The 10,406-nt window shown below is 63.7% G+C and carries 13 protein-coding genes and 2 pseudogenes; 7 read left to right on the top strand and 8 right to left on the bottom strand.

Annotated features, from left to right (window positions below; genetic code table 11):
* Positions 1–169 precede the first annotated feature (169 nt).
* On the bottom strand, positions 170–1,132 hold the full coding sequence (locus tag CWO91_RS39920) for a D-2-hydroxyacid dehydrogenase family protein (RefSeq protein WP_130220831.1): 963 nt from the start codon (positions 1,130–1,132) through the stop codon (positions 170–172).
* A gap of 127 nt (positions 1,133–1,259) precedes the next feature.
* Positions 1,260–1,475, bottom strand: coding sequence for a hypothetical protein (locus CWO91_RS39915; RefSeq protein WP_130220830.1), 216 nt, complete (start codon positions 1,473–1,475; stop codon positions 1,260–1,262).
* Positions 1,476–1,708: 233 nt separating this feature from the next.
* Between CWO91_RS39915 and ettA the strand changes: the two genes are divergently transcribed.
* On the top strand, positions 1,709–3,358 hold the full coding sequence (ettA, locus tag CWO91_RS39910; RefSeq protein ID WP_130220829.1) for an energy-dependent translational throttle protein EttA: 1,650 nt from the start codon (positions 1,709–1,711) through the stop codon (positions 3,356–3,358).
* Positions 3,359–3,365: 7 nt separating this feature from the next.
* Positions 3,366–4,591: pseudogene (locus CWO91_RS39905) on the top strand (lytic murein transglycosylase).
* A gap of 89 nt (positions 4,592–4,680) precedes the next feature.
* On the opposite strand, the gene CWO91_RS39900 reads toward CWO91_RS39905, so the two are convergent.
* The gene (locus CWO91_RS39900; protein ID WP_130220828.1) at positions 4,681–4,965 is read right to left on the bottom strand and encodes a hypothetical protein; all 285 of its coding nucleotides are present in this window, start codon (positions 4,963–4,965) and stop codon (positions 4,681–4,683) included.
* Positions 4,966–5,176: 211 nt separating this feature from the next.
* A complete protein-coding gene (locus tag CWO91_RS39895; protein WP_091879422.1) occupies positions 5,177–5,500 on the bottom strand; it encodes a hypothetical protein in 324 nt (107 codons plus the stop codon).
* Between the two features lie 131 nt (positions 5,501–5,631).
* Here CWO91_RS39895 and CWO91_RS39890 point away from each other — a divergent pair, with 131 nt between their 5' ends.
* The 3 genes from CWO91_RS39890 to bfr all read left to right on the top strand — a co-directional run bounded on the left by CWO91_RS39890 (position 5,632) and on the right by bfr (position 6,995).
* Positions 5,632–5,940 (top strand): hypothetical protein, encoded by a 309-nt coding sequence (locus CWO91_RS39890; protein WP_130220832.1) that lies wholly within the window; start codon positions 5,632–5,634, stop codon positions 5,938–5,940.
* A gap of 161 nt (positions 5,941–6,101) precedes the next feature.
* A complete protein-coding gene (locus CWO91_RS39885; protein WP_130220827.1) occupies positions 6,102–6,374 on the top strand; it encodes a (2Fe-2S)-binding protein in 273 nt (90 codons plus the stop codon).
* Positions 6,375–6,506: 132 nt separating this feature from the next.
* Positions 6,507–6,995 carry a bacterioferritin gene (gene bfr, locus CWO91_RS39880; RefSeq protein ID WP_091879416.1) on the top strand — a complete coding sequence of 163 codons (489 nt, stop codon included), beginning with the start codon at positions 6,507–6,509 and terminating at the stop codon, positions 6,993–6,995.
* A gap of 179 nt (positions 6,996–7,174) precedes the next feature.
* On the opposite strand, the gene CWO91_RS39875 is transcribed toward bfr, so the two are convergent.
* From CWO91_RS39875 to CWO91_RS39865, 3 genes are all read right to left on the bottom strand, one after another.
* A complete protein-coding gene (locus tag CWO91_RS39875) occupies positions 7,175–7,777 on the bottom strand; it encodes an MSMEG_1061 family FMN-dependent PPOX-type flavoprotein (protein ID WP_130220826.1) in 603 nt (200 codons plus the stop codon).
* Between the two features lie 72 nt (positions 7,778–7,849).
* Positions 7,850–8,194, bottom strand: a complete 345-nt coding sequence (locus CWO91_RS39870) for a hypothetical protein (protein ID WP_130220825.1) — start codon at positions 8,192–8,194, stop codon at positions 7,850–7,852.
* A gap of 167 nt (positions 8,195–8,361) precedes the next feature.
* Positions 8,362–9,423: an alpha/beta fold hydrolase gene (locus tag CWO91_RS39865; RefSeq protein WP_130220824.1), complete on the bottom strand. Its 1,062-nt coding sequence runs from the start codon at positions 9,421–9,423 to the stop codon at positions 8,362–8,364.
* 122 nt (positions 9,424–9,545) lie between these two features.
* On the opposite strand from CWO91_RS39865, the gene CWO91_RS39860 reads away from it, so the two are divergent.
* Both CWO91_RS39860 and CWO91_RS39855 read left to right on the top strand, forming a co-directional pair.
* Positions 9,546–9,812: a DUF2277 domain-containing protein gene (locus CWO91_RS39860; protein ID WP_130220823.1), complete on the top strand. Its 267-nt coding sequence runs from the start codon at positions 9,546–9,548 to the stop codon at positions 9,810–9,812.
* 95 nt (positions 9,813–9,907) lie between these two features.
* A complete protein-coding gene (locus CWO91_RS39855; RefSeq protein ID WP_091880329.1) occupies positions 9,908–10,120 on the top strand; it encodes a hypothetical protein in 213 nt (70 codons plus the stop codon).
* Between the two features lie 9 nt (positions 10,121–10,129).
* Here the strand turns inward: CWO91_RS39855 and CWO91_RS43530 are convergent.
* Positions 10,130–10,406: pseudogene (locus CWO91_RS43530) on the bottom strand (collagen-like protein); the annotation flags it as partial.

Genomic DNA, 10,406 nt, shown 5'->3' with positions numbered 1-10,406 from the left:
TGCTGGTCCGGCGCCGATGGCCGCTCAGGCTGGCCCGGTCCCCGGCACCCAGCCGACCGTCGTGCCGCCGCTGCCCGCGCCGGTCACCGTGCGCTAAGCGCTTCGCGAGAATTCGAATTGCAATGGGCGTGCGTTGGCACGCCCATCGTCGTTTCGGGTCAGTGTCGTTTCAGGCCAGCTTCCGCGGCAGCTCGCCGCCCTTGGTGAAGGCGTCGATCGCCTCGACCATCTGGCCGTAATGGATGCGCAGTCCGTCCGCGGTGGCGTAGCCGAGATGCGGCGTCAGCACGAGATTGTCGAGCTTGCGGAAGGGATGGTCGACCGGCAGCGGCTCGACCGAGAACACATCCAAGCCTGCACCTGCGATCCTCCTCTGCTGCAAGGCCTCGAGCAGCGCCTGCTCGTCCACGATCGGCCCGCGCGCGGTGTTGACGAGGAAGGCGGTCGGCTTCATCCGCGCGAGATCGGCGCGGCCGACCAGCCCGCGCGAGCGATCGCTCAGCACCACGTGGATGGTGATGATATCGGCCTTGGCGAACAGCTCCTCCTTGCTGGCGTAGCCGACGCCGGCCTCCTTGCACTTCTCCGGCGTGAGGTTCGGGCTCCAGGCGATCACGTTCATGCCGAATGCCTTGGCGATCCCCGCCATCTTGCTGCCGAGCTTGCCGAGCCCGACGATGCCGAGCGTCAGTCCCTCGATCTCGACGCCGGCAAAGGTCTGCCAGGGCCCGCCGGCATGCATGCGCGCATTCTCGCGGCCGATGCCGCGGGTCAGTTCCAGGATCAGGCCCATGGTGAGCGGGGCAGTCGGATCGCGCGAATATTGCGTGCCGCCGATGGCGACGCCACGCGCCTTCGCAGCTTCCATGTCGATGGAGGCGTTGCGCATGCCTGACGTGAGCAACAGCTTCAGCTTCGGCAGCTTGTCGAACAGGCCCTTGGGGAATGCCGTGCGCTCGCGCATCGCGCAGATGATCTCGAAGTCGGCCAGCGCGCTCGCCGCGGCCTGCTCGGAAGCAAATGGGTGGCTGAACACGGTGACGTCGACGCGGTCGGAGAGCTTTGGCCAGTCGGCGACGTCGAGGGCGAGGTTGAAATAGTCGTCGAGAATTGCACAGCGCAGCCGCGTCATTAGCATTCATCCATGGCGAGAGGTGACGGCGCGAGCGGGGCGCCCTCGTCGGAACCAGGCCATGGTTGCGCGCAATTACACCTGCGCGCAAGCAGCTAGCGTCTTCAAAAATCCGATAGGGACGGGCTCAGAGGTCGCGGGGCTTCAGGCGGAACGGTGCATCCATGCCGTGCTTGGCGCGCCAGGCCGGGCCGGGGCCGCGCATGTAGTGCAATTCGGGCCGGTACGGGTTGAAGGCGGTGGCGAAGAAGCGCTTCCAGAAGCTCTGGATCTCCGAGACGAATCCGGAGACGTGGCCGGCTTCTGCCGGAACAGGAAGAGAGTTGGTCTCGATCAGAGCCATGATGCGGCCTCGCTGTGCTCCCGTTCGTTCTGAGCGGGTGGCGCTGTTTCCGCGCGAAACCGAGCTTTCGCCTGATTTATTAAAAGATGGTTTCAATTGTCCGGATCTGAGTCCGGATGGTGTCCGGACCGTATTCATCCGTGGTGAACGGACGGAAAACATTGCCCTTTGGGGGCGGGATCGCTACATCGGCGGCAAGCAAATTTCCTCAAATCGAAGGTTTCACGGGACCGATGGCGCGCCAGTTCATCTATTTCATGCAGGGCCTGACCAAGAGCTACCCGACCCGGAAGGTGCTCGATAACATCCATCTGAGCTTCTATCCGGACGCCAAGATCGGCGTGCTCGGCGTCAACGGCTCGGGCAAGTCGACCCTGCTCAAGATCATGGCCGGCCTCGACAAGGAATACACCGGTGAAGCCTGGGTCGCCGAAGGCGCCCGCGTCGGTTATCTCGAGCAGGAGCCGCATCTCGATCCCAAGCTTTCCGTGCGCGAGAACGTCATGCAGGGCGTCGCCAAGCAGAAGGCGATCCTCGACCGCTACAACGAGCTCGCGGTCAATTATTCGGACGAGACCGCCGACGAGATGACCAAGCTGCAGGACGAGATCGAGGCGCAGGGCCTCTGGGATCTCGACAGCAAGGTCGACCAGGCCATGGACGCACTGCGCTGCCCGCCCGACGATGCCGACGTGACGAAACTCTCGGGCGGTGAGCGCCGCCGCGTCGCACTGTGCCGCTTGCTGCTCGACCAGCCCGAGCTCTTGCTGCTGGACGAGCCGACCAACCATCTCGACGCAGAATCGGTATCCTGGCTCGAAGGCCATTTGCGCAACTATCCCGGTGCGATCCTGATCGTCACCCACGACCGCTACTTCCTCGACAATGTCACGGGCTGGATCCTCGAGCTCGACCGCGGCCGCGGCATTCCCTACGAGGGCAACTATTCGTCCTGGCTGGTGCAGAAGCAGAAGCGCCTGGAGCAGGAAGGCCGCGAAGAAGCTGCGCACCAGAAGACGCTGGCCCGCGAGCAGGAATGGGTGGCGTCCTCGCCAAAGGCACGCCAGGCCAAGTCGAAGGCGCGCTACCAGCGCTATGAGGAGCTGCTCAAGCAAGCGAGCGAGAAGCAGACCCAGACCGCGCAGATCATCATTCCCGTCGCCGAGCGCCTCGGCGCCAACGTGGTCGATTTCGAGGGCCTCAGCAAAGGTTATGGCGATCGCCTCCTGATCGACGATCTCACCTTCAAGCTGCCGCCCGGCGGCATCGTCGGCGTCATCGGTGCCAACGGCGCCGGCAAGACCACGCTGTTCAAGATGATCACCGAGCAGGAAACGGCGGACAAGGGTACGATCACGGTCGGCGAAACCGTGCATCTCGGCTATGTCGACCAGTCGCGCGACGCGCTCGACGGCAAGAAAACCGTCTGGGAAGAGATCTCCGGCGGCAACGAGCTGATCCTGCTTGGCAAGAAGGAAGTGAACTCGCGCGGTTATTGCTCCTCGTTCAACTTCAAGGGCGCGGACCAGCAGAAGAAGGTCGGTGCACTCTCCGGTGGTGAGCGCAACCGCGTCCATCTTGCCAAGATGCTCAAGTCCGGCGCCAATGTCCTGCTGCTCGACGAACCGACCAACGACCTCGACGTCGATACGCTGCGCGCGCTCGAAGAGGCGCTGGAGGATTTTGCCGGCTGCGCCGTCATCATCAGCCATGATCGCTGGTTCCTCGACCGCATCGCGACCCACATTCTGGCCTTCGAAGGCGACAGCCACGTCGAATGGTTCGAGGGCAACTTCCAGGATTACGAGAAGGACAAGATGCGCCGGCTCGGCCAGGACAGCATCATTCCGCACCGCGTGAAGTACAAGAAGCTGACGCGGTGATCTCAGCATGATGCGGCGGGCGCTCATCGCAGTGGTGATCGCGATCACCTGCGCCCTGTCGCCCGCCCGCGCCGCCGATGCCGCCTTCACGCAATTTATCGCCTCGCTCTGGCCGGAGGCGCAGGCCGAAGGCGTGTCGCGCACGACGTTCGACGAGCAGACGCGCGGGCTCGAGCCTGACTACAAGCTGCCCGATCTGATCCTGCCGGGGCGCCCGCGACCGGCGCACCGTCGCAGGCCGAATTCGTGCAGGTGCCCGCCGACTACGTCAAGGAAGGCTCGATCGCACGGCTTGCAGGCGAGGGACAGCGGCTGCTGCAAAAATATCGCACCGCGCTGACCGAGATCGAGAAGAGCTCAGGCGTACCTGCGACCGTCATGCTCGCGATCTGGGGCCGCGAGACAGACTATGGCCGCTACACGCTGCCTTACGATCTCGTCCGCGTGCTGGCGACGCAGGCCTATGTCGGACGCCGCAAGGATCAATACCGCAACGAGTTCATCCTCGCGCTCAAGATCCTCGGCGAGGGCGTGGTGACGCGCAAGGACATGCGCTCCTCCTGGGCCGGGGCCACCGGACTCACCCAGTTCCTGCCCTCGGAATACTACAAGCACGGCGTCGATTTCGACGGCGACGGCCGCATCGACATCTGGCATTCGGTGCCGGATGCGCTGGCGTCTGCTGCGCAGCAGCTCGTCAACAAGGGCTGGCAAAGCGGTGTGCGCTGGGCCTACGAGGTGCAGGCGCCGGCGAAGCTTGATTGCACCACCGGCGTGCCCGAGGTGACGAAGCCAATCGGCCAGTGGCTGCGCGAGGGTTTTGTGCCGGTGCGTGGGCAGAAGCTCAGCGCCGCCGAACAGGCGCAGCCGGCCTCGCTGCTGCAGCCGGAGGGCATCTACGGTCCGTCGTTCCTGACCACGAGGAATTACTTCGTCATCAAGGAGTACAATTTCTCCGATCTCTACGTGCTGTTCGTCGGCCATCTCAGCGACCGCATGATGAACCCGCTGCCATTCGCAACGCCCTGGTCGGCTTCGAAGCAGTTGCGCACCAAGGACGTCGAGACCATGCAGCGTGGGCTCACGCGCGTCGGGCTCTACAAGGACAAGATCGACGGCAAGGCGGGCATGCAGACCCGCGCCGCGCTCGGCGCCTATCAGAGGTCGGCCGGCCTCAAGGTCGATTGCTGGCCGAGTGAAGAGGTGCTGCGCTCGATCCAGGCTACGCGATAACGGTTCTCGACTTCGGCAAAAAGAAAAAGCCCGGCCGAGGTGCTCGGCCGGGCTTCCATCGCGGCGCGTGTGCGCGCCATGCGATCAGATCAGTAGCAAACGCGGACCGGCCGGCTGACCCAGCCGTAGCCATCCCAATACCGCTCACGACGCCAGTAGCAGGGCGGGGGCGGCGGGCCGGGCTCGGCCACGTAGACGGGGCCGCCATAGGCGGGACGGCTCGACGCAATGGCGCCGCCGACGATCGCGCCGCCGATCAGGCCGGCCGCGATGCCGGCGCCGACGCCGTCACCGGCTTTGGCGGGCGGGGTGGCGGTTACCAGCGAACCGGCGACCGTCGCAACCGTGAGGGCGGCAACTAAAGTCTTCTTCATGCTCAGGGCTCTCCTGGGAGATGGGCTCCCCTTGTTAGAGGTGCCCGGGTTTCAAAGGTTCACGCACACTCTGATGGAATTGGCCGTTGGGCTAGGAAGCGCGCAAATGGTCAATCCACGGTAAACGCACACGGAGCTGTGACGAGAAAAAGCGGTCTTTTTCAGGCCCCGAGATGAACGGCGCATCCGTAGTGAACCGGTTCAGGGCGACTCAGCCGCAAACTCTGACGCGGCGGACGCGCCAGGCGTAGCCGTCCCAGAAGCGCTGCTTCTGCCAGACACAGCCGCCGCCGTAATAGTCGTCGGCGACATAGCCCGGGCCGGGGGCGTAGTAGCGGGGCGGATAGTAGCCGGGTTCGTAATAGCCAGGGCCCGGTCCGTAATAATACGGAGAAGCCAACGCGCCACCGACAATGGCGCCGCCGATGATCCCGGCCGCCACGCCTGCAGCGACGCCGCGCTGCGCATGGGCCGGTGTTCCGGCCGTCAGGGCCAGAGTGACGATGGCAGCAATTGCCAGGAGCGACTTCTTCATTGTTGACCTTTCACACAATCACGCGGGAACTCTTTGGCAGCAGAGTTCCATACTTCGCTTGAATGATCAATGAACGGCACCCTTGCCGGGTACGACAGATTGGTATGGACCGCAGCTCCACCCGGGAGACGATGATGGGCAGCGCGATGGTCAATGCATTGATTGCTGCCGGGATCGTTTTCGCGATCGGCTACGGCTGGATCACACACCTCCAGAATCGCGGTCGGCGCTCCCGCGCCGCGGCCGGTAGCGATGGAGGGAGTAGCGGCGGTGACAGCTATTCGGGGACGAGCGACGGCTTCTCGCTGGGAAGCTGGTTTTCCAGTGACAGTTCGGGGAGCTCGACTGATGGCGGTAGCTGTTCCAGCAGCGATAGCGGCAGCAGCGGCGGGGATTGCGGTGGCGGCGGCGATGGCGGGGGAGGCGGTGGCGGCGACTAGGTCCGCCGCAATCTTGATCCAGCGCAACGCCCTATTTTAGAGCCGTTCTAGGCTGTTTGCGGGCCAGTTTGGAATAGCTTCAAATACCGGTTTTTCCTTTTGCATCCGGCCGGCCCCTTAAATATCGATGATGGCGCATCACCGAAGGGCCTATCGCTTCCATGATCATTTGTTCCTGTAACGTGCTGAGCGATGACGACATCCGCGCCGCCGTCGCCGAGTCCGACGACGCCGTGCGCCATGCCAAGCAGGTCTATGGATGCCTCGGTTGTAGCGCCGAATGCGGCCGCTGTGCCCGGACCATCAAGACCATCATCGACGAAGCACTTGGCCCTTGCGCCCAATCCTGCTGTGCCGGCTGTCCGCACAGCCACGCTGTGGCCGCCAACGACGAGACGGCCGAACCCGCCCAGTTCGCGCTCGCGGCCTGCTGAAACTTTCCATACGTTCGGCTGAGCTTTCCCCCGGCTGCGTCCACCAGCCGGTTGCCGTCGTCCGCAAATTCATTTAGAAGCATTCTAAACTCGGTTTGGGGCCGATTTGGATTGCAAGAGCTGGAGTGAACCATGCAGGCCGACCCAAAAGTCATCGACTATCTCAACAAGGCGCTGCGTCACGAGCTGACTGCGATCAACCAGTACTGGCTGCACTACCGTTTCCTCGATAACTGGGGCCTCCTGGACATGGCCAAGGTCTGGCGCAAGGAGTCGATCGAGGAGATGGAGCACGCCGACAAGCTCACCGCGCGCATCCTGTTTCTCGACGGCTTCCCGAACATGCAGGTGCTCGATCCCCTGCGCATCGGCCAGAACGTCAAGGAGATCATCGAATGCGACCTCGCCGCCGAGATGAGCGCGCGGGCGCTCTACCAGGAGGCGGCGACCTACTGCCACGGCGCCAAGGACTACGTCACGCGTGACTTGTTCGAGAAGCTGATGAGCGACGAGGAGCATCACATCGACTTCCTCGAAACCCAGCTCGACCTGATCGGCCGTATCGGCCTTGAGCTCTACACCCAGAAGCACGTCGGCGGTCTCGAAGGCGAGGGGCACTGAGCCCTGGCACTGGCCGCATACTCCCGTGTCGTCCCGGCGAACGCCGGGACCCATAACCACAGGAAGTGGTCGTAGCGCGCAACTGGTAACTCCGAGTCTTCGCCAAACCACTCCCTGTGGCTATGGATCCCGGATCTGCGCTGCGCTTGTCTGGGACGACACTGTGCTTGTCGCGCCGCCTACAACTGCGTCTTGTAGAGTTCTTCCACGCTTTCCTGACTCTGCGGCTCGCCTAAGCCCGTCTGGTCGTGAATGACCTCGACGATGCTCGGCATCACCGAGCGCTGCACCTTCTCAGACGACCAAAGCTTCGAGCGCATCAGCGCCTTGCCGCAGTGGAAATAGACTTCGCTCACAGTGACGTTCAGCACCGCGCGCGGCGGCTTGCCGAATTCCACCATCGCGGCGAGCAGATCCGGATCGGCCGACAGCGTGCCGCGTCCGCCGACGCGCAACGTCTCGTCGATCCCTGGCACGAAGAACAGCAGATGCACGAAGCCAGAGCCTTCGACGACGTTGCGAAAACTGTCGATCCGGTTGTTGCCGGAGCGGTCCGGCATCAGCAACTGGTTGGGACCGGCGACGTGGACGAAACCGATGCCGCCGCCGCGCGGCGATGCGTCGACGCTTCCGTCCGCACCCGATGTCGCGAGCACGCAGAACGGCGACATCTCGATGAATTTCTTCGCATGGGCATCGATCGCCGGGCGCGCTTTCGCAATGACGCGCGGCGACGGTTTGGCATAGATGGTGGCGAGATCTTCGGCGCTAAGATCGGTCAACGGCGTGCCTCCGCTTTCGGCTTGGTCTCAAGCTAACCGATCAGGCGCCTGCAGCCAACGAAATCCAGCGCGCTAAACCGCATCGGCCGGCACGAAGCAGCTGATGATGATGGCGCCGCGGTGGTGGACGTACCACACCACGGCCTGACCGACCGGATTGCCGCGGTCGCGGATGATGGCGCGCTCGGGCACCTCGATCCATTGTCCTTCGATCGGCACCCAATAGGCGCCGCCGCGTACGTCGTATTCGGTGCGATGGCCGTCGGAGATGTCGCAGCAGGGCACGCCATTCGGCGCGATCACGCTCTTGAACCAGGCGCGGATGTCGGGCGAGACGTGGTCATATTGCCCATTGTCGAACGCGAAGGCGGCGCTCGTCAGCGCGGCCAGCCAAACGCACAGTGCGAGCCTGTGCATGCGATCCTCCTCATCGCGTGTCGTACTGAAGGCGCGCGATTGTCCCCGCGCGTCGATTCGTATCGTTGGCGCGATTAAGCCCGAGCTGTCAGCGCAATGCATGCTCAAATAATATGCGGCGTCGAGCGCTGCATATGATGCGTTGCGAGATGGCGCGCGTGGCGCTCCTACATCGTCCGCTGCGGCGCTGTCTTCAGCAATTGCCGGATCTGCTCGCTGTAGAACTTCGCATTTCCGGTGGTGCCGTGGCCGCGCGTCTCGGCGCTTGCGGGGATGAGGAAGAGGCGGCCGTTCTTGACTCTCTTCATCGCAGCGTCCGTGATGCCGGTCTCGGGCGGGTTGCGCTCGTCGTCGGCGGAATTGATCAGCAACAGCGAGGCTTCGATCTGCTCCAGCTTCTCGCCGGCATTGTAGTCGTGCGAGGACTCCCACTGATAGACGAAGTCGTTGGCATCCGCCGTGATCGGCGTCGCGAGCCGATCGTCGACGATCTTGTCGGCCTTCGCTGCCGTCGGCGCCTGCGATTGATAGGCCAGCGTGCCGCCGATGCTGGCGATGCCATAGGCCGTGATGGCGTATTTCATCATGCGCGGCTGGCTGGTGTAATTGCCGCCATTGTAGTCGGGATCGTTGCGGATGGTGTCGAGCATGATCCGCCGCAGCATCCAGTTGCGCGAGGCCATCTCGGTTGGCTGCGAGGCCATCGGGATCAGCGCGTCCATTGCTTTCGGATATTTCTCGCCCCACAGCCAAGTCTGCATGCCGCCCATCGAATTGCCGATGACGAGCCGCAGATGCTTGACGCCGAGGCCCTCCGTCACCAGGCGATATTGCGCTTCGACCATGTCGTCGTAGTCGTATTTCGGGAAGCTCGTCTTCATGCGGTCGGACGGTTTTGACGATTTGCCGTGGCCGATGCTGTCGGGAATGATGATGTAATATTTGGAGGCGTCGAGTGGCTGCCCGGCTCCGAACAGCTCGCCGGCAAAAGCGGGCGAGAGCATGCTAGCGCCCGAGCCGCCTGTTCCGTGCAGCACCAGCACGGCCTGGCCGCTCGGCTCGCCGACGGTGGTGTAGTGCAGCCGCAATTCCGGCATGGTCTCGCCGGCGTGGAACTTGAAATCCTTGGCGATCCAGTCGCCCTGCTTTGGCGCCGGATAGTCGGCTGCCCATATTGACGTCGAGATGGATAGCAGAACGGCCGACAAGGCCGCGCAAGAAGTTCTCATGTTCCTCTCCCCGTGCGGCTCGTATTCGGCGGCCGCGTTGCCGCGGAACTTAACAGAAGTGCGGGGAAGGATGTAGGATTTCGTCGCCGCCGATCGTCCTTGGACATATCCGGAGAGACTGCATGTGCCGCAACATCAAGACGCTGTTCAACTTCGAACCACCGGCGACGGAGGACGAGATCCACGCCAGCGCGCTCCAGTTCGTGCGAAAGCTGTCCGGCTTCAACAAGCCGTCACAGGCCAATGAGGAGGTGTTCGAGCGTGCAGTGGCGGAGGTGTCGGAGGCCGCGCGGCGGCTGTTGACCTCGCTGCACACCCATGCGCCGGCGCGCGACCGCGAGGTCGAGGCGGAAAAGGCCAAGGAGCGCTCGCGCCTGCGCTTCGGTTAGCGATCCCAGAGCCCACTCCGTGATTTAGCTCACGGAAGAGGGCCACTTACTGCGCGATGATGTCCGCCGGGGTTTCGACAACCCGGAGCACGATCATGAGCCGCCCCCTTCTTCCCTTGAAAGCAGGTGCCGTCACCCTCACGGTGCTGTGGACCGCCTGGATGATGTGGTGGAGCGGCTCCTTCTCGAGCGTCAACACGATCATCCTCGCCCTGTGCGGCGCTGCGGTCGGCTATCTCTGGTATCGGGCCATGCGTTGGCAGTTCGAGCGCATGGGCATGCTCCCGCGACGCGAAAACGAGGAATAGGCTCGTCCGCTAGCCCTTGTTGCCGCGCTTCTTCTTTTTCTTCTTCTTGTGATCGTCGCCTTCGCCGTCGTCGCTCCCGTCATCGGCGATCGGCTCGTCAGTCTCCTGCACGGCGGCCTCCAGCGCCTCGCGCTCGGCGGCTTCGCGCTCGCGCTGGCGGCGGCGTTCATCCCAGGCGTCGAAGAGCTGCTCGAGCCACGGCAGCACCTGTTCGATCGACGGCAATTGACCGGGCGGCCCGGCCTCGCCGCGCGGGCCTTGTGGCCCCGCCGGCCCCTGCGGTCCG

The sequence above is a fragment of the Bradyrhizobium genosp. SA-3 genome (genome assembly GCF_004212635.1).
In the GTDB taxonomy this organism is placed as follows: Bacteria; Pseudomonadota; Alphaproteobacteria; order Rhizobiales; family Xanthobacteraceae; genus Bradyrhizobium.
Note: the sequence above shows the minus strand (reverse complement) of the source record. Positions and strands in the feature narration are given on the sequence as shown.

Coding starts and splice junctions, on each gene's coding strand:
- CWO91_RS39860 (WP_130220823.1), top strand. CDS start 9,546: ATGTGCCGCAACATCAAGACGCTGTTCAACTTCGAACCACCGGCGACG.
- CWO91_RS39855 (WP_091880329.1), top strand. CDS start 9,908: ATGAGCCGCCCCCTTCTTCCCTTGAAAGCAGGTGCCGTCACCCTCACG.
- CWO91_RS39865 (WP_130220824.1), bottom strand. CDS start 9,423: ATGAGAACTTCTTGCGCGGCCTTGTCGGCCGTTCTGCTATCCATCTCG.
- CWO91_RS39915 (WP_130220830.1), bottom strand. CDS start 1,475: ATGGCTCTGATCGAGACCAACTCTCTTCCTGTTCCGGCAGAAGCCGGC.
- CWO91_RS39870 (WP_130220825.1), bottom strand. CDS start 8,194: ATGCACAGGCTCGCACTGTGCGTTTGGCTGGCCGCGCTGACGAGCGCC.
- CWO91_RS39885 (WP_130220827.1), top strand. CDS start 6,102: ATGATCATTTGTTCCTGTAACGTGCTGAGCGATGACGACATCCGCGCC.
- CWO91_RS39920 (WP_130220831.1), bottom strand. CDS start 1,132: ATGACGCGGCTGCGCTGTGCAATTCTCGACGACTATTTCAACCTCGCC.
- ettA (WP_130220829.1), top strand. CDS start 1,709: ATGGCGCGCCAGTTCATCTATTTCATGCAGGGCCTGACCAAGAGCTAC.
- bfr (WP_091879416.1), top strand. CDS start 6,507: ATGCAGGCCGACCCAAAAGTCATCGACTATCTCAACAAGGCGCTGCGT.
- CWO91_RS39895 (WP_091879422.1), bottom strand. CDS start 5,500: ATGAAGAAGTCGCTCCTGGCAATTGCTGCCATCGTCACTCTGGCCCTG.
- CWO91_RS39890 (WP_130220832.1), top strand. CDS start 5,632: ATGATGGGCAGCGCGATGGTCAATGCATTGATTGCTGCCGGGATCGTT.
- CWO91_RS39900 (WP_130220828.1), bottom strand. CDS start 4,965: ATGAAGAAGACTTTAGTTGCCGCCCTCACGGTTGCGACGGTCGCCGGT.